General features: G+C 60.7%; 16 protein-coding genes. 7 read left to right on the forward strand and 9 right to left on the reverse strand.

What is annotated here, in order from left to right:
* The first annotated feature begins 108 nt into the window (after window positions 1–108).
* The 3 genes from A7J50_RS17975 to A7J50_RS17985 are packed head-to-tail and all read left to right on the forward strand — an operon-like array spanning window position 109 to window position 2,744.
* Window positions 109–933, forward strand: a complete 825-nt coding sequence (locus A7J50_RS17975; RefSeq protein WP_064453026.1) for an NAD-dependent epimerase/dehydratase family protein — start codon at window positions 109–111, stop codon at window positions 931–933.
* A 30-nt stretch (window positions 934–963) separates the two neighbouring features.
* Window positions 964–1,839: an SMP-30/gluconolactonase/LRE family protein gene (locus A7J50_RS17980; protein WP_064453027.1), complete on the forward strand. Its 876-nt coding sequence runs from the start codon at window positions 964–966 to the stop codon at window positions 1,837–1,839.
* Window positions 1,840–1,853: 14 nt separating this feature from the next.
* Entirely contained in the window at window positions 1,854–2,744 is an 891-nt protein-coding gene (locus A7J50_RS17985; RefSeq protein WP_156526290.1) for an aldose 1-epimerase, read from the forward strand.
* A 54-nt stretch (window positions 2,745–2,798) separates the two neighbouring features.
* On the opposite strand, the gene A7J50_RS17990 is transcribed toward A7J50_RS17985, so the two are convergent.
* The 5 genes from A7J50_RS17990 to A7J50_RS18010 form a co-directional block, all read right to left on the reverse strand.
* The gene (locus tag A7J50_RS17990; RefSeq protein ID WP_064453028.1) at window positions 2,799–3,953 is read right to left on the reverse strand and encodes an HlyD family secretion protein; all 1,155 of its coding nucleotides are present in this window, start codon (window positions 3,951–3,953) and stop codon (window positions 2,799–2,801) included.
* A complete protein-coding gene (locus tag A7J50_RS17995; RefSeq protein WP_064453029.1) occupies window positions 3,950–5,596 on the reverse strand; it encodes an MFS transporter in 1,647 nt (548 codons plus the stop codon). Before A7J50_RS17995 ends, A7J50_RS17990 begins: the two co-directional genes overlap by 4 nt.
* Window positions 5,597–5,794: 198 nt before the next feature.
* Window positions 5,795–6,607: a sulfite exporter TauE/SafE family protein gene (locus tag A7J50_RS18000; protein WP_064453030.1), complete on the reverse strand. Its 813-nt coding sequence runs from the start codon at window positions 6,605–6,607 to the stop codon at window positions 5,795–5,797.
* Window positions 6,608–7,852 (reverse strand): NAD(P)/FAD-dependent oxidoreductase, encoded by a 1,245-nt coding sequence (locus tag A7J50_RS18005; RefSeq protein ID WP_064453031.1) that lies wholly within the window; start codon window positions 7,850–7,852, stop codon window positions 6,608–6,610.
* A 51-nt stretch (window positions 7,853–7,903) separates the two neighbouring features.
* Window positions 7,904–8,239 carry an ArsR/SmtB family transcription factor gene (locus A7J50_RS18010; RefSeq protein ID WP_053256978.1) on the reverse strand — a complete coding sequence of 112 codons (336 nt, stop codon included), beginning with the start codon at window positions 8,237–8,239 and terminating at the stop codon, window positions 7,904–7,906.
* Window positions 8,240–8,348: 109 nt separating this feature from the next.
* On the opposite strand from A7J50_RS18010, the gene A7J50_RS18015 reads away from it, so the two are divergent.
* Window positions 8,349–9,212: an MBL fold metallo-hydrolase gene (locus A7J50_RS18015; protein WP_064453032.1), complete on the forward strand. Its 864-nt coding sequence runs from the start codon at window positions 8,349–8,351 to the stop codon at window positions 9,210–9,212.
* A 4-nt stretch (window positions 9,213–9,216) separates the two neighbouring features.
* Here the strand turns inward: A7J50_RS18015 and A7J50_RS18020 are convergent, their stop codons facing one another.
* The 4 genes from A7J50_RS18020 to A7J50_RS18030 all read right to left on the reverse strand — a co-directional run bounded on the left by A7J50_RS18020 (window position 9,217) and on the right by A7J50_RS18030 (window position 13,139).
* On the reverse strand, window positions 9,217–10,431 hold the full coding sequence (locus A7J50_RS18020; protein ID WP_064453033.1) for an HD-GYP domain-containing protein: 1,215 nt from the start codon (window positions 10,429–10,431) through the stop codon (window positions 9,217–9,219).
* A 25-nt stretch (window positions 10,432–10,456) separates the two neighbouring features.
* Window positions 10,457–12,082: a methyl-accepting chemotaxis protein gene (locus A7J50_RS18025; protein WP_064453034.1), complete on the reverse strand. Its 1,626-nt coding sequence runs from the start codon at window positions 12,080–12,082 to the stop codon at window positions 10,457–10,459.
* A gap of 184 nt (window positions 12,083–12,266) precedes the next feature.
* A complete protein-coding gene (locus A7J50_RS31415) occupies window positions 12,267–12,494 on the reverse strand; it encodes a hypothetical protein (protein ID WP_084375795.1) in 228 nt (75 codons plus the stop codon).
* A 162-nt stretch (window positions 12,495–12,656) separates the two neighbouring features.
* Window positions 12,657–13,139 (reverse strand): Lrp/AsnC family transcriptional regulator, encoded by a 483-nt coding sequence (locus A7J50_RS18030; protein WP_064453035.1) that lies wholly within the window; start codon window positions 13,137–13,139, stop codon window positions 12,657–12,659.
* 194 nt (window positions 13,140–13,333) lie between these two features.
* Between A7J50_RS18030 and A7J50_RS18035 the strand changes: the two genes are divergently transcribed.
* From A7J50_RS18035 to A7J50_RS18045, 3 genes are read left to right on the forward strand one after another with little or no spacing between them, the layout of a single operon-like run.
* Window positions 13,334–14,569, forward strand: a complete 1,236-nt coding sequence (locus A7J50_RS18035) for a 3-methyl-2-oxobutanoate dehydrogenase (2-methylpropanoyl-transferring) subunit alpha (RefSeq protein ID WP_064453036.1) — start codon at window positions 13,334–13,336, stop codon at window positions 14,567–14,569.
* Between the two features lies 1 nt (window position 14,570).
* On the forward strand, window positions 14,571–15,629 hold the full coding sequence (locus A7J50_RS18040; protein ID WP_064453037.1) for an alpha-ketoacid dehydrogenase subunit beta: 1,059 nt from the start codon (window positions 14,571–14,573) through the stop codon (window positions 15,627–15,629).
* Complete coding sequence (locus A7J50_RS18045) at window positions 15,630–16,889, forward strand: dihydrolipoamide acetyltransferase family protein (protein ID WP_064453038.1); 1,260 nt, start codon at window positions 15,630–15,632, stop codon at window positions 16,887–16,889.

Consider the following 16,889-nt stretch of genomic DNA (forward strand, 5'->3'; position numbering starts at 1 on the left):
CTCCCACAATGAGTCACTTGTCATCAGGAAGAACGTTGACAACGTAGGGAATGCAAAACGATACTTTCATCAAGTCATACGACAACCTACAACAACAATGGAACCCTCATGACCACCACCACAACCGCACCTGTTCCATTCAACCGCCTGCTGCTCACCGGTGCCGCCGGCGGGCTGGGTAAAGTCTTGCGCGAACGCCTGCGCCCTTACGCCAAGGTGCTGCGCCTGTCGGACATCGCCAACATGGCCCCGGCCGTCGATGCCGGCGAAGAAGTGCAGCCGTGCGACCTCGCCGATAAACAAGCCGTGCAACAGCTAGTAGAGGGCGTCGACGCCATCCTGCATTTCGGCGGCGTTTCGGTAGAGCGTTCGTTCGAAGAAGTGCTCGGCGCGAATATCTGCGGCATTTTCCACATCTATGAAGCCGCCCGCCGCCAGGGTGTAAAGCGCGTGATCTTCGCCAGCTCCAACCACGTGATCGGTTTCTACAAGCAAGGCGAAACCATCGACGCACATTCGCCGCGCCGCCCGGACAGCTACTACGGGTTGTCCAAGTCCTACGGTGAAGACATGGCGAGTTTCTACTTTGATCGCTATGGCATCGAGACCGTGAGCATCCGCATCGGCTCCTCGTTCCCCGAGCCGCAAAACCGCAGGATGATGCACACCTGGCTGAGTTTCGATGACCTGACTCAATTGCTCGAACGCGCGCTGTACACGCCGAACGTCGGCCACACCGTGGTCTATGGCATGTCGGATAACCTCGACACCTGGTGGGACAACCGCTACGCCGCGCACCTGGGTTTTGCGCCCAAGGACACTTCTGAAGTGTTCAGGGCGCAGGTCGAAACGCTGCCACCCGTCGCTGCCGATGACCCGGCGAAGCGCTATCAAGGCGGCGCATTCTGCGCGGCGGGACCGTTCGGTGACTGAGTGCACAGCAACCCAAGGGAATGAGTGACCATGAGTGCCGAATTGATTGTCGACGCCCGCAATGCCGTGGGCGAGTGCCCGGTGTGGGTGCCGCAGGAAAACGCGCTGTACTGGGTGGATATCCCCAACGGCGGCCTGCAACGCTGGAGCGCCGCCACCGGCCATGTCGCCGCCTGGAAAGCGCCGCAAATGCTTGCGTGCATTGCCCGCACCACAACGGGCAATTGGCTCGCCGGCATGGAAAGCGGTTTTTTCCAACTGACCCCGCACAACGATGGCAGCCTCGACACTACGCTTCTGGCGAGTGTCGAGCACCCGCGCCCGGACATGCGCCTCAACGATGGCCGCTGTGATCGCCAGGGCCGTTTCTGGGCCGGCAGCATGGTGCTGGACATGGGGTTGAACGCGGCCGAGGGCACCCTTTACCGCTACGCCTCAGGTGCGGCGCCGCAGGCTCAGTTAAGCGGTTTTATCACCCTGAATGGCCTGGCCTTCAGCCCTGACGGCCGCACAATGTACGCGTCGGACTCCCATCCGCTGGTGCAGCAGGTCTGGGCCTTCGATTACGACATCGAAACCGGCACGCCGTCCAATCGCCGTGTGTTTGTCGATATGCAGCAGTACCCCGGGCGCCCCGACGGCGCAGCGGTAGATGCCGACGGCTGCTATTGGATCTGCGCCAATGACGCCGGGCTGATTCACCGCTTCACCCCCGAGGGTCGCCTCGACCGTTCCCTGAGCGTGCCGGTGAAAAAACCCAGCATGTGCGCCTTTGGCGGCAGCCGCCTGGACACGTTGTTCGTCACCTCGATCCGTGACGACCAGAGTGAACAGTCACTGGCCGGCGGCGTATTCGCCCTGGACCCTGGCGTCCAGGGCCTGCCCGAACCGACCTTTGCCCTCTAATGGGTTGGACTGCGATGCTGATTGAACTCGAAGATAACCTGACCCACCTTACCCTGGCTCCGGCCGTGGGCGGGAGCATCGTCAACTGGCGCGTACGCGCCACCGGGCAAGCGCTGTTGCGACACACGGATGAGCACGCGCTGAACAGCGGTTTGCCGGGCAAGCTGGGCTGTTATCCCTTGGCGCCCTGGTCCAACCGGATCGCCCTGGGCGGTTTTGACAACCCCGATGGCTGGCTGGACCTGACGCCCAACAGCCTCACCGATCCGCTGCCGATCCATGGCTCAGCCTGGCAACAGGCGTGGCAGGTGGTCAGCCAGACGGCGGATGAAGTGGTGCTCGAGGTGGTGTGCGGCACACCGTTCGCCTACCGCGCCGAGCAGCGGTTTCGCTTGAATAACGGTGAGCTGAGCATCGCGTTGCGCGTGACGCATCTGGCTGAGCACGCGGCGTGGCACGGTTTGGGCTTGCACCCCTACTTGCCGCGTCAGCCAGGCACACGGTTGCAGGCCAGGGCTAAGCAGGTGTGGTTGAGTGATGCGTCGAAGCTGCCTACCGGGCTGGCGCCAGTGCCGGAAAATTGGGACTTCAAGGTCTCAAAAGCCCTGCCCGCAGGCCTGGTGGACAATGGGTTTTGCCAATGGGACGGGCATTGCCGGATTGAGCAGCCAGAGCTGGGGTATGTGCTGGAGTGCCGGGCGACCGGCGCCGATTACTTCCTGTTGTACTGCCCGCCGGGGTTGGGGTTCTTTTGCATTGAGCCGGTGAGCCATCCGGTGAATGCCCATCATCTGCCAGGGCGGCCTGGCCTCAAACTGTTAGAACAAGGCCAATCAATCCAACTCGATTTCAACCTCAACTACCATCCAACTGTGGGCTTGCTCGCGAATGCGGTGGATCAGTAACACACCCACCGACTGACACACCGCATTCGCAATGCCTACTCCCACATGTCTGTGTCAGGGCGGTGTGTTTTTGAGGCGCCCTGCCGTGTCGATACTCACCACCACCGACAACCCCGGCCGCAGGCGCTCGATCTCGGCCTGGTCGGGGTCAACCGTAATCCTCACCGGCACCCGCTGGGCAATCTTCACAAAGTTGCCGGTGGCATTGTCCGCCTGCAACAGGCTGAACTCCGACCCGGTCGCCGGGGAAATATGCTGCACCGTGCCGTGAAACTTGCGGTGGTTCAGCGCATCGACGGTGAAGGTCACCGGCTGGCCAACCTGCACATTGTCCATCTGGGTTTCTTTCATATTGGCAATCACCCACAACTGGGGCGGCACCAGGGCCATCAACTGCGCGCCGGAGTTGACGTAGGCACCGAGGCGTACGCCAATCTGCCCCAGTTGGCCGTCACGCGGCGCGATGATGCGGGTGTTGGACAGGTCGATACGCGCCAGTTCCACGGCCGCATCGGCACTCGCCACAGCGGCTTCCAACGAACCGCGATTGACGATCACCGTTTGCAGGTCCTGCCGGGCAATTTCCAGGCTGGCCTGGGCCTGGGCCACAGCGGCGATGGTCTGCGCATTCGCGGCGCGGGCCACATCCAACTCACGCTTGGACACCGAACCGTCGCTGATCAATTCTTCGTTTCGGCGCAAATCGGCAGTGCTTTTGCGCGCCTGGGCCTGGCTGTCCACCAGTGCGGCCTGGCGCAGTTTGATCGTCGCTTCGGCGCTGTTGCGTTGCTGCACCACGTTGGCCAATGAAGCTTTCTGCACGGCCAGTTGCGCCAGTGCCTGGTCGAGGCGTTGCTTGTAGATGCGATCATCCAGGCGTACCAACAGGTCGCCGGCCTTGACGAACTGGAAGTCCTGCACCGGCACTTCATACACATAGCCGCTCAGTTGCGGGCCGATAATCGTCACCTGCCCGCGCACCAGGGCGTTCTCGGTGGTTTCCACCGCGCTGCTGAACGGTGGCAACTGCCAGGCATACAGCACGATCAGCACACCGACGATCGCGATCGCGGCAAAGCCCAGGGACGAGATGATGCGCACCCGCAGCGAGCGCGGCTCGGTGACCGATGCACCCGGCGGCGTGGTGCCTTCCGGGGTGGACGCGATGGCGTTAGTGGTGGTCGTGGTGCTGGTGGTCGGTTCGGTCATGAAGTAACGCCGCTGGGTTGAACGAGAGGGGCTGCTGTCTTGGTGGTACTCATCAGCCACAGACTGCGGATAAATATCCAGAGCATGGTGAGGATCGCGATGATCGCAATCAACATGAACACATCGTTGTAGGCCATCACGTTCGCCTCACGCGTGGCCGCAGTGGCCAGGCTGCGGATGCCCATCAGGTTACGCAATTGCGGGTCGGCGATGACGCCGCCATAGGCCGAACCGCCGCTCTGCACCCGCGCGGCCACAAGCGGGTCAAGCAGGGTCAGGTGCTCGACGATCATGCTGGAGTGGTACTTCTCGCGCACGATCTGAAAGGTGCCCAGCAAGGCCGCGCCAATCAAGCCCCCAAGGTTCTGGCAAATGCCGAACATCACCGAGAAACTCACCAGGTTGCGCGGGTTGGTCAACACGTTTTTCGTGCCCAGCACCATCGTCGGCCCGAGAAAGAAGGTGCCGCCAAAGCCTAGCAGGAACTGGCTGATGTACAGGTTCTGCGGACGGGTCAGGTTGCTGGAGAAGCTGTCCATCACCGAACCCGTGGCCATCAGCGCCAGGGAGATGATCAACGGCATCAGCAAGTGGGCCGGGTTGATCGTCAGCGCACTGACCACCAGCCCGGCAATCGCCCCGGCCAGCATCACCACGTACAACGTGTGCATCTGCTGGTAGCTCATGTTCAACATCTGCATGAACCCCACGGCGCCGGTGGACTGCTCCGACAGCACCATGCGAATCAGCACCACCGCCAGCGCCAGGCGGATCATCACGCCACTGCCCAACCAACGGGTCATCAGCAACGGGTTTTTGCGGTTATGCTCGATGGCCAGGCCAGCCATGATCAGCACCAGGGAACAGGCCGAGGCGACGCCGATCCACGGCGCTTCCAGCCACCAGTCGATACGCCCCAGGGACAGCACCGCGCAGAGCAGTGCCACGCCGGTGGCGAGGATGCCGAAGGTGAGGAAGTCGAGTTTTTCAAAAGTCTTGAAGCGATCGCCGGGCGGTAACTTGAGCAGAAATACGCAGCCGAGGCAGATCAGTGCCAGGCCCAGTTCAAACAGGTACAACCCGCGCCATTCGGCGATTTGCAGCAAATCTTCGGAGAACAATCGCGCCAGCGGCAACGCCAACTGCGCGGTGCCCAGCCCCAGCACCAGGGCTTTCATGCGCCACTTCGCCGGGAACGCCTGGATCATGTAGTACAAGCCCAACGAACTCAGTGCCGCACCCACCATACCGTGGGCCGCCCGCACCGCAATCGCCGAACTGAGGTCGTTGACGAACAAATGGCCGAAGGTCACCAGTGCATACAGCACCAGGAACACCTCGGTAAACGCACGCAAGCCGAACTGCTGGCGAAACTTCACCAGCAACAGGTTCATGCACACGTTGGTCATGACATAAGCAGCGGGCAGCCAGGCCATTTCGGCGGTGGTCGCGCCGAGAGCACCCTGCAGGTATTGCAGGTTGGCGATCACCAGGGCGTTGCCCAGCCCGCCGGTAATCGCGACCAATACGCCGACCAGCGCAAACAGCCAGCGCTTGTGCGTGGGGTGCAGCGGCGTCGACGGCGAGCCGGGCAGGCTCGGTCGCTCGTGGGGCTGCCAGGTGTGGGGGGTGTATTTGTCCATTGCATGACCTTGATGATCCGACGTGCAAGGCCGGTGAATCCGTGACTCAGGGCCTAGTAAACCTGAGAGGCGTTCATCTTGCCATGTCAAATATGTACACGGTCAACACTGTGAGAGATGGCTTGCCTGCGATCGCGGTGGGTCAGCCACACCGCTATCGCAGGCAAGCCAGTTCTCACAGTTGGACTGTATTCCAGGTCAGGGTGAGAGTGTTGCCTTGATGAGCATTCCGACAGCCACCAGCACACACAGGCTCGCGAAGCCTACCTGCAAGGTTCGTGCGCTGATCAACGAACACAAACGCCGCCCCGCCAGCATGCCGACAATGCTGGCGCTGATGAACATCCAGCCCACGGGCCCGATAGTCACACCGGCGTGCATCGCACCCGCCACGCCGATCAGCGAAATCAGGCTGATCACCATCAACGACGTAGCCACAATGCCGCGCATCTGCACATCGGTCAGTTGCTTGAACGCCGGCACGATCAGAAACCCGCCGCCCACGCCGAGTAAGCCCGACACCGCGCCGGTCACTGCGCCCAGCGCTGCCAGGGTGGCCGTGCATTTGGCGGTCCAGGCCAGGCGCCCGGTTTGCTGGTTGAGCATGCAGTTTTTTTGGCCCCAGGACGCGGCACCATGGTCGCTGGGCCCGGCCTCGACCTTTTCACGTTGCAACATGCGCCAGGCCACCAGCACCATCAACGCGCTGAACAAGCCCATCAGCAGGTGCTCCGACAACTGGTGTGCGACAAACACACCCAGCGGTGAAAACAGCGCGCCGAGCAAGGCAATCAACAACGCGGCACGGTAGCGCACCAGGCCGTGACGCAACCCATGGACCGCCCCGACCGCCGCCGCCGCACCTACGGCGAGCAACGACACCGGCGCCGCCTGGGTCATGGTCAAGCCCAGCCCCAGTACCAACGCCGGCACCGCGAGGATGCCGCCGCCCGCGCCAGTCAGGCCCATGACCAGGCCCATCAATAACCCCAACACACTCGCCAGCAGCATTTAATCCACCTTGCTCAGGCGGGTCAGCCATTCGCGGCCCTTGAGCATGCCGTTCCAGTAGAACCACGGCAGCAGCGTGGCCTTGAGAAACCACATCGAGCGGCGCGCCCGGGTCGGGTCCAATGGAAAGGTCGGCAGCAGTTTGCCGCCGTAACCGAACTCGGCCAGCACCACCTTGCCCTTCTCCACCGTCAGCGGGCACGAACCATAGCCGTCGTACTTGAGCGGCAGCGGCGCCTGCTTGCGCAGGGCCAGCAGGTTTTCCGCGACGACCACGATCTGTTTGCGCACGGCGGCGGCAGTCTTGGCGTTGGTGGTGCCGCATACATCGCCGAGGCCGAAGATGTGCGGGTAGCGCAAGTGCTGCAAGCTGTGGGGGTGCACTTCGCACCAGCCGGCGGCATCGGCCAGGAGGCTTTGGCGGATGAAGTCCGGGGAGACTTGCGGCGGAACCACGTGCAGCAGGTCAAAGGTTTTCTCTTCAACCGTGACAGTGCCCTCGGCGTTCTTTACTTCGAACCAGGCCTTGCGTGCCGGGCCATCAACCCTGATCAGGTTTGAGTTGAACGCCAGGTGCGCGTTGTATTTCTCGATGTATTTCATCAGCGGCGGCACAAAGGTCGCCACCCCGAACAGGGCCGCTCCCGCCAGATTGAATTCCACGTCAATGTTCTTCAGGTGGCCTTGCTTGAGCCAGTGATCGCAGGACAGGTACATGGCCTTTTGCGGCGCGCCCGCGCATTTGATCGGCATGGCCGGCTGGGTAAAAATCGCCTTGCCGCCCTTGAGTTGCTGCACCAATTGCCAGGTGTAGGCAGCGTGCTGGTAACTGTAGTTGGAGGTGACGCCGTTCTGGCCGAGGGTGTCTTGCAGGCCTTCGACTTTCTCCCAGGCCAGGCGCAGGCCGGGACAGACGATGAGGTTTTGCCAGGTGACGCGCTGGCCACTGTCGAGCACCAGGGTGTGTTCGTCGGGCAGCAACTCGGTGACGGTGGCCTGCACCCAGGTGACGCCGTTGGGTAGCACGTCGGCCAGTGGGCGCCGGGTCTTTTTCAGGTCGTAGGCACCGCCGCCGACAAGGGTCCAGGCTGGCTGGTAGCAGTGGAATTCGCTCGGTTCGATAAGGGTGATGTTCAGGTGCGGGTCGCGCTTGAGCAAGCTGGCCAGCAGGCCGATACCTGCCGAGCCGCCGCCGATGACTACGATGTCGCCACTGATGGTTGGTCCACAGTGTTGCTCGGTCATGGTCTTTTGCCTTTTATAGTCAATGCACACAAGGGTCGCTGCCGGATGGCGTCACGCCCAGCTTTTCATGACCGCGCCGCAGTACAGCCCGGACAAGGTTTTCATCACTTGAATCACTTCGTGGCTGGCCAGCCCGTAGAAAATGTATTTGCCTTCCCGACGGGTGGCGACCAACCCTTCGTCACGCAAGATGCCCAACTGTTGAGACAGCGTGGGCTGGCGCACGCCGGTCATGGTTTCCAGCTCGCCGACGTTGCGCTCGCCCTGGGTCAACTGGCACAAGATCAACAAGCGGTCCTCATTGGCCAGCGCCTTGAGCAAGGAGCAAGCCTTGGACGCCGACGCGCGCAACTGGGCGACTTCGCCCTCACTCAGAGTAGATTCCATTTGCCTCGGGTCCTTTACGTCACTTAAGCTCAAAACATTATGTGTAATCGTAAACTGATTGTAACCACATTTTTCTTCTTCATTTTTTTCCTCAACAGGGACAGCCGCCATGCCAGCGTTGATTCAAGCCTTTCTGGACGAGGCATCGTCGACCTTCACCTATGTCCTCTATGAAAACGACGGCGGCCCGTGCGCCATCGTCGACTCGGTGCTCAACTACGACCCGGCTTCCGGGCGCACGGATACGGCCCAAGCCGACAAAGTCATCGCCTTTGTGCGCGAGCATCGCTTGCAGGTGCAATGGCTGCTGGAAACCCACGCCCATGCCGACCACCTGTCCGCCGCGCCCTACCTGCGGCGTACGCTGGGTGGCAAGATCGCCATCGGCCAATCGATCAGCAAGGTGCAGGGCGTATTCAAGAATTTATTCAACCTGGAGCCGGAATTTCGCGTCGATGGCTCGCAGTTCGACCACCTGTTTGCGCCGGATGAGATCTTTCATATCGGCAATTTAAAGGCCCAGGCACTGCATGTGCCCGGGCATACCCCGGCCGACATGGCGTATTTGATCGACGGCCGCTTGATCCTGGTGGGCGACACCCTGTTCATGCCCGACGTCGGCACCGCCCGCTGCGATTTCCCCGGCGGCGATGCGCGCCAATTGTATGCGTCGATGCGCAAGTTGCTGGCCTTCCCACTGGAGACCGAGCTGTACGTGTGCCATGACTATCCACCTGAGGGCCGTGCAGCCAAGTGCTTGACCACCGTGGCAGAACAACGCGCGGGGAATATCCATGTGCATGACGGGGTGGAGGAAGCGGCGTTTGTGGCGATGCGCACGACACGCGATGCCGGGTTGGGAATGCCGACGCTGCTACTGCCGGCGATCCAGGTGAATGTGCGGGCGGGGAATATGCCGCCAGCGGAGGCGAATGGCGTGGTCTATCTGAAGATTCCGTTGAATCAGCTGTGAGCGGCTAATCGAAATAGGACCCTTTGGTGCGCGCGAGCCCCGACCACAATTCGTCGACGTGCTTGAAGCCCCACTCCTCGGCGTTCTCGCGCGCCACAATCTTGTCGGGTTGCTTGGCCAGATTGACCACCACTTGGCTAATCGGCAAACGGGAACGTGCGGAAAAGAACACCTTTACCAGCGGCGTGAGCAGTGAAGTGGGCGTTTGTTCGATAACGACGCCGACACGCCCACTCTCCAGGCGCACCAGGGTTCCTACCGGGTATATGCCCACGCACCGGACAAACGCCTGAAACACCCTTTCGTCAAAATGGCCTTTCCATTCGGCCATTTTCTGAATCGCTTCGGCGGGGCCCCATCCGCGCTTGTAGGGGCGTTCGGACGTGATGGCATCGTACACGTCACATACCGCCCCCATTTGTGCGAACAGGCTGATCTGGTTCTGGACCAGCCCATGCGGGTAGCCGCTGCCATCGCACTTTTCATGGTGATGCCAGCACACATCCAGCACCAGTGCGCTGATCTGTGGGCATTGTCGCAGCATGGCTGCGCCCTGCGCCGGGTGCTGGCGCACCGAGGCGAACTCAAGCTCGGTCAACGTGCTGGGTTTACTCAGGATCGCGTCGGGAACGGCCATTTTGCCAACATCGTGAAACAACCCGGCCAAGCCCGCTTCCTGGATCATGTCGGGCGACATCTCCAGCTGGCGTGCCAGTGCGATCATTAACCCACACACAGCCACCGAGTGCATGTAGGTGTATTCATTGGCGGTCTTCAGGCGGGCCAGGCTGAGCAAGGCATGAGGGTGTCGCAGCAGCGACTGGGAGATGTCGTCCACCAGTTGGGTCACCTGCGTGGGCGCGACCGCCCCGCCCATGCGCAACTCCCCGAACATGGTAATAACCGCACGCTTGGCAACCCCACACAACTTTACCGCGCGAGCCACTTCCGCCTTCATCTCGTGACGGATTAGCACCTCTCGGGGCTTGGCCGGCGCCGGTGCCGAGTGCAACGTGGCCGCGACAACGGGTGTCACGTCGCAACCCTTGAGTGTATCAATCCATACATTCTGAATCTGCGACGCCTGCAGGCGCTGCAGATCCTCGGCGCGCTCCAGTAAGAATTGGTTTTTCCAAAAACCATGCTCGATCCAGGCACCCTCGAGTTTATGGATATACATGCCCAAAATCGCTTGCGACGCAGGAATGCGTTTCAACATAGGCCATCCCCCACTGCGTGCACCGTCAGGCTATGGAAAAACGGGCCACGATGTGCTTGAGGTCCATCGCCAGCTTAGACAGCTCGTGGCTGGCAATCGACGTTTGCCCGGCGGCCGACGAACTCTGGATCGACAGGTCGCGGATACTGATCAGGTTCTGATCCACCGAACGGGCCACATGGGCCTGCTCCTCGGAAGCAGTCGCGATCAGCAGGTTTCTGTCATTGATATCGGCAATGGCCTCGGTAATCTGAAGGATGGCCTGGCCGGCTTCATGAGCAATTTTCAATGAGTCCACCGCTTCGCTGCGGTTCATGCTCATGGAGGCGACGGCGTCGCTGGAACAGGTCTGGATCTTCGCGATCATCTGCTCGATTTCCTGCGTCGAAGTCTGAGTGCGGTGGGCCAATGCCCGCACTTCGTCGGCCACTACCGCAAAGCCGCGCCCCTGCTCACCGGCCCGCGCTGCTTCAATGGCGGCGTTCAGTGCCAGCAGGTTAGTCTGTTCGGCAATCGAGCGGATCACTTCCACCACCCGGGCAATGTCCTGCGCCTGCCTGGCCAGGCCTTCGACTTCCACACCGGTCTGCTGCACCGTGGTGCTGAGTTTTTCAATCGCAGCGATGGTCTGGGTGACACGCTCCTGGCCGATTTTCGCCGAGCGCTGGGAGTCCTGGGTCGATTGGGAGGCCGAGACCGCGTTGCGGGCCACTTCTTCCACGGCAGCCGTCATCTGATTGACCGCCGTGGCGGCCTGATCGGTTTCCTGGCTCTGGCGCTCAATGCCTGCGCTGGACTCACGGGTAATCGAACTCATCTCTTCGGCAGCCGAAGCCAATTGCCCGGAAGCTTCGGAGATGTTCTGCAAGGTGGTCTTGAGGTTCATCTGCATGGCCGCCGTGGACTGCTGAAGCGCCGTTAGCTCATCCTTGCCATCCACGGTAATCGCCACGCGTAGGTCGCCTTCAGCGATCTTCGCGGTCGATACGAGCAATTCACGTACCGGTTTAATGATACTGCGGGTAAACAGGCCGGCGACTGCCACGGCCAACAGCAGTGAAACCGCCATCAGCCCCCAGGTAAACAGACGCGTCGCAGTGTGCTCGCTGGCGGCGACCTGCACGGCCTGCTGCGAGCCGCGCTCGTTCAACTGGATCAATTCGCTGATCGAACCCTGTACCTTTACGGCGATGGGGCTCAGCACGTCATGCATGTAGACCGCGAGCCGTGCAGCGTCCCCTGTGGCAGCGATCGCAAGAAAGCCGTCGACCTGCTGGTTGTAACTTCGAATACCACCGAGGACCTCGTCATATTTAGCCTGCTCCTCGGCACTCGACACCATGGCCGCATAACTCTCGGCGACCTTGGTCAGGTCCGCCCGGATGCTCTGGATTGTCTCCGGTGAGCCTTGAGTTTTCATGACCACGTCCATCGCAAAGCCGCGCAACTCCAGGCGCAGCTTATACAGGGCGGAGTCGATTTTCCCGGCCAGACGAACACTCGGCAGCCAGTTGGTTTCAATTTCAACCGTCGAGGCATAAATGGTATCGACTTTTACCAGCGTCATGCCCCCCTGAATTAATAGCAGAAGGCACACGACGCCAAAACAAAGGGCGGCACGGAGGTTTAACTTTAAGGATCTCATGGACATAGCTACTCACCTCTTGCCTGGTCTTATTAGTTAAGTGGCTTATAGCTACCATCGTGTGTAGTCATGTGTGAAAAATATGTGAGCACTCACGTAAAAATTTATTATTTCGGCAAACAACGTTCAGACTTTTCTGTTACTTAGCTAACAAACAAAGTTGCCCCACCCTTGCGTACAACCCGCCAGGTCATTCGACTTCAGCCTCTTCACTAAGTAGCGAATACATCGCATTACAGGAGCGATCACAGTTTCGGCCGACCGTTTCCAGGTGGCGTTTCAATGACGCACTGATCGGCGGCGGCAGGCAACTTAGCGTTTCGATCAGCGCGGCCATATCTTCCAGTGCTGCGGCAATAGAAAGCTGAGTTAGATTAAAGTCGTAGAGCGCACGGCATATTAATTGCTGATTATCCATGACGTATCCCGCCATTTAAAAATTCAGCTTAGCAGGTGCATTGGAACGCTCAGATGAAAGTCCTGATTATATTGATGAGCATCAATAAAAAGATGGAAACGTCTCTGGACACGGTCAGCATTTGACTCGGCAGCGCAACTTAGCGCCGCCGTCTACCTTTAATCAGACCATCAAGCCATCCGGCGGCAAAGGCAACGCCGTCTTATAACGCACTTGTTTGAGCGCAAAGCTTGAGCGGATGTTGGCTACGCCCAGTACCTTGGTCAGAAAGTCCATCATGAAGCGTTCCAGTGACTGGATTGTCGGCACCAGCACGCGGATCAGGTAATCGGGGTCGCCAGCCATCAGGTAGCACTCCATCACTTCCGGGCGGTCCGAGATTGCGCCTTCAAACTGCTGCAAGGCCAGTTCATTCTGCTTTTCCAGGCTGACGTGGATGAACACGTTGACGTGCAGCCCGAGCAAATCCGCGTCGAGCAGCGTGACCTGGTCGCGTATCAGGCCCAATTCCTCCATCGCCTTGACCCGGTTGAAACACGGTGTGGGTGACAGGTTGACCGAGCGAGCCAGGTCGGCGTTGGTGATGCGGGCGTTCTCCTGCAAGGCGTTGAGAATGCCGATATCGGTACGGTCCAGTTTGCGCATGAGACAAAATCACCTGTTTTTTATGGTTATGCAGTTTTTTTATCCGCAAATGATCGCGAGCGCAACGAAACACAGATAAATATTCTTCTACGCCACGCCTATGATGTTTGTAGGACAAGATTTCTCCTACCCGGAGACTGACTGTCAGCTAGCGCGCCCACTACAAGAATTCACAAGATCGAGCGTAGAAAGCCATGAATCAGCCATATGCACCATTGCGCCTGCACGTTCCCGAACCCTCGGGCCGCCCAGGCTGCAAGACCGACTTTACCTACCTGCGTCTGACCGACGCCGGCCTGGTGCGCAAACCCGCCATCGATGTAGAACCCGCCGACACCGCCGACCTGGCAAAAGGCCTGATTCGCGTGCTCGACGACCAGGGCCAGGCCCTTGGCCCGTGGGGCGAAGGCGTACCGGTCGAGATCCTGCGCAAGGGCATGCGCGCCATGCTCAAGACGCGGATTTTCGACAACCGCATGGTGGTCGCCCAACGTCAGAAAAAAATGTCGTTCTACATGCAAAGCCTTGGCGAAGAAGCCATCGGCAGCGCCCAGGCCCTGGCCTTGAACATCGACGACATGTGCTTCCCCACCTATCGTCAGCAAAGCATCCTGATGGCCCGGGAAGTGCCGCTTGTCGACCTGATCTGCCAACTGCTGTCCAACGAGCGCGACCCGCTCAAGGGCCGTCAGTTGCCGATCATGTATTCGGTCAAAGACGCCGGTTTCTTCACGATTTCCGGCAACCTTGCCACCCAATTCGTACAGGGCGTGGGCTGGGGCATGGCCTCGGCGATCAAGGGTGATACCAAGATCGCCTCGGCCTGGATTGGCGACGGCGCCACCGCCGAATCCGACTTTCACACCGCCCTCACCTTCGCCCACGTCTACCGTGCGCCGGTGATTCTCAACGTGGTCAACAACCAGTGGGCCATCTCCACCTTCCAGGCCATCGCCGGCGGTGAAGCCACCACCTTCGCCGGACGCGGCGTCGGCTGCGGTATCGCCTCCCTGCGTGTGGACGGCAACGATTTTATCGCGGTGTACGCCGCCTCAGCCTGGGCTGCCGAGCGCGCGCGCCGCAACCTCGGGCCAACCCTGATCGAGTGGGTCACCTACCGCGCCGGTCCACACTCCACCTCCGATGACCCTTCCAAATATCGCCCCGCCGATGACTGGAGCCACTTCCCGTTAGGCGACCCGATTGCCCGTCTCAAGCAGCACCTGATCAAGATTGGCCAGTGGTCCGAAGAGGAACACGCGGCGGTCAGTGCCGAACTTGAAGCCGAAGTCATTGCGGCACAAAAAGAAGCCGAACAGTACGGCACCCTGGCCGGTGGCCAGATTCCAAGCGCCGCGACCATGTTCGAAGACGTCTATAAAGAGATGCCGGAGCACTTGAAGCGCCAGCGTCAAGAGTTGGGGATCTGACATGAACGATCACAACAACAGCATTGAACTGGAAACCGCCATGACCACCACCACCATGACCATGATCCAGGCCCTGCGCTCGGCCATGGATGTGATGCTTGAGCGTGACGACAATGTGGTGGTCTTCGGCCAGGACGTCGGATACTTCGGCGGCGTGTTCCGTTGCACCGAAGGGTTGCAGAACAAGTACGGCAGCTCGCGGGTCTTCGACGCGCCGATCTCGGAAAGCGGCATCGTCGGCGTGGCCGTGGGCATGGGTGCCTACGGCCTGCGCCCGGTCGCGGAAATCCAGTTCGCCGACTACGTGTACCCCGCCACCGACCAGATCATCTCGGAAGCGGCGCGCCTGCGTTATCGTTCGGCCGGCCAGTTCACTGCCCCGCTGACCATGCGCATGCCTTGCGGCGGCGGCATTTACGGCGGCCAGACCCACAGCCAGAGTATCGAAGCGGTGTTCACTCAAGTCTGCGGCCTGCGCACGGTAATGCCGTCCAACCCGTATGACGCCAAGGGCCTGCTGATCGCCTCCATCGAAAACGATGACCCGGTGATCTTCCTCGAGCCCAAGCGCTTGTACAACGGCCCGTTCGATGGCCACCACGATCGCCCGGTCACGTCGTGGTCGAAACACCCGCTAGCACAAGTGCCGGACGGTTACTACACCGTGCCGCTGGACGTCGCCGCTATCGTGCGCCCCGGCTCGGCCGTCACCGTGCTGACCTACGGCACCACGGTGTATGTGTCGCAAGTGGCCGCCGAAGAAACCGGCATCGACGCCGAAGTCATCGACCTGCGTAGCCTGTGGCCGCTCGACCTGGAAACCATCGTCAAGTCGGTGAAGAAGACCGGTCGTTGCGTGGTGGTGCATGAAGCCACCCGCACCTGCGGCTTTGGTGCCGAGCTGGTAGCGCTGGTGCAAGAGCATTGCTTCCACCACCTGGAAGCGCCGATCGAACGCGTCACTGGTTGGGACACACCCTACCCGCACGCGCAAGAGTGGGCGTATTTCCCAGGGCCGTCCCGAGTGGGCGCGGCGTTGAAACGGGTTATGGAGGTCTGAATGGGCACGCACGTTATCAAGATGCCGGACATTGGCGAAGGCATCGCAGAAGTTGAACTGTCGGTATGGCACGTGAAGGTTGGCGACCTGGTGGTTGAAGACCAGGTGCTCGCGGATGTGATGACCGACAAGGCGATGGTGGACATTCCCTCGCCGGTGCACGGCAAAGTGATTTCCCTCGGCGGCGCGCCGGGTGAAGTCATGGCCGTGGGCAGTATTTTGATCAGCATCGAAGTGGAAGGCGCGGGCAATGCAAAAGAGGCGCCGGCAGTGGCTGAACCGGTAAAAGCGGTACCGGCGCCGGTGGCGGAAGCCAAGCCTGCGCCAGCCGCCAGTAAACCCGCGCCGGTCGTGGCGACTCAAGCACCTATGGCCCGCGAAGCCGACGAACGCCCACTGGCCTCCCCTGCCGTGCGCAAGCATGCGCTGGATGCCGGGATTCAGCTGCGTCTGGTCCAGGGCACTGGCCCGGCGGGCCGCATTTTGCACGAAGACCTGGAGGCTTACTTGCTTCAGGGTCCGGCAAAATCGTCTGCGGCGAGCAACCCTTACGCCGAACGCAACAGCGAAGAACAGATCCCGGTGATCGGCATGCGCCGCAAGATCGCCCAGCGTATGCAGGACGCCACCCGCCGCGCCGCGCATTTCAGCTACGTGGAAGAAATCGACGTCACCGCCCTCGACGAGCTGCGCGTGCACCTCAATGAGAAACATGGCGCTACACGCGGCAAGCTGACCCTGCTGCCATTCATCGTGCGCGCCATGGTCGTGGCGCTGCGCGATTTCCCACAGATCAACGCGCGTTACGACGACGAAAACCAGGTCATCACCCGCCTCGGCGCGGTGCATGTAGGCGTCGCCACCCAGAGCGACGTGGGCTTGATGGTGCCGGTGGTGCGCCACGCCGAAGCACGCAGCCTGTGGCGCAATGCCGAGGAAATCGCACGTTTGGCCACCGCTGCACGCAATGGCAAAGCCAGCCGTGATGAGCTGTCCGGCTCCACCATTACCTTGACCAGCCTCGGCGCGCTGGGCGGCATCGTCAGCACTCCCGTGCTGAACCTGCCGGAAGTGGCGATTGTCGGCGTCAACCGCATTGTCGAGCGGCCAATGGTCATCAAAGGCCAAATCGTGGTGCGCAAGATGATGAACCTCTCCAGTTCCTTCGATCACCGCGTGGTCGACGGCATGGACGCGGCGCAATTCATCCAGGCCATTCGCGGCCTGCTCGAACAACCCGCCAGCCTGTTTTTGGAGTAA

The organism is Pseudomonas antarctica (assembly GCF_001647715.1).
Taxonomy (GTDB): Bacteria; Pseudomonadota; Gammaproteobacteria; order Pseudomonadales; family Pseudomonadaceae; genus Aquipseudomonas; species Aquipseudomonas antarctica_A.

Coding starts and splice junctions, on each gene's coding strand:
- A7J50_RS17975 (WP_064453026.1), top strand. CDS start 109: ATGACCACCACCACAACCGCACCTGTTCCATTCAACCGCCTGCTGCTC.
- A7J50_RS17980 (WP_064453027.1), top strand. CDS start 964: ATGAGTGCCGAATTGATTGTCGACGCCCGCAATGCCGTGGGCGAGTGC.
- A7J50_RS17985 (WP_156526290.1), top strand. CDS start 1,854: ATGCTGATTGAACTCGAAGATAACCTGACCCACCTTACCCTGGCTCCG.
- A7J50_RS17990 (WP_064453028.1), bottom strand. CDS start 3,953: ATGACCGAACCGACCACCAGCACCACGACCACCACTAACGCCATCGCG.
- A7J50_RS17995 (WP_064453029.1), bottom strand. CDS start 5,596: ATGGACAAATACACCCCCCACACCTGGCAGCCCCACGAGCGACCGAGC.
- A7J50_RS18000 (WP_064453030.1), bottom strand. CDS start 6,607: ATGCTGCTGGCGAGTGTGTTGGGGTTATTGATGGGCCTGGTCATGGGC.
- A7J50_RS18005 (WP_064453031.1), bottom strand. CDS start 7,852: ATGACCGAGCAACACTGTGGACCAACCATCAGTGGCGACATCGTAGTC.
- A7J50_RS18010 (WP_053256978.1), bottom strand. CDS start 8,239: ATGGAATCTACTCTGAGTGAGGGCGAAGTCGCCCAGTTGCGCGCGTCG.
- A7J50_RS18015 (WP_064453032.1), top strand. CDS start 8,349: ATGCCAGCGTTGATTCAAGCCTTTCTGGACGAGGCATCGTCGACCTTC.
- A7J50_RS18020 (WP_064453033.1), bottom strand. CDS start 10,431: ATGTTGAAACGCATTCCTGCGTCGCAAGCGATTTTGGGCATGTATATC.
- A7J50_RS18025 (WP_064453034.1), bottom strand. CDS start 12,082: ATGTCCATGAGATCCTTAAAGTTAAACCTCCGTGCCGCCCTTTGTTTT.
- A7J50_RS31415 (WP_084375795.1), bottom strand. CDS start 12,494: ATGGATAATCAGCAATTAATATGCCGTGCGCTCTACGACTTTAATCTA.
- A7J50_RS18030 (WP_064453035.1), bottom strand. CDS start 13,139: ATGCGCAAACTGGACCGTACCGATATCGGCATTCTCAACGCCTTGCAG.
- A7J50_RS18035 (WP_064453036.1), top strand. CDS start 13,334: ATGAATCAGCCATATGCACCATTGCGCCTGCACGTTCCCGAACCCTCG.
- A7J50_RS18040 (WP_064453037.1), top strand. CDS start 14,571: ATGAACGATCACAACAACAGCATTGAACTGGAAACCGCCATGACCACC.
- A7J50_RS18045 (WP_064453038.1), top strand. CDS start 15,630: ATGGGCACGCACGTTATCAAGATGCCGGACATTGGCGAAGGCATCGCA.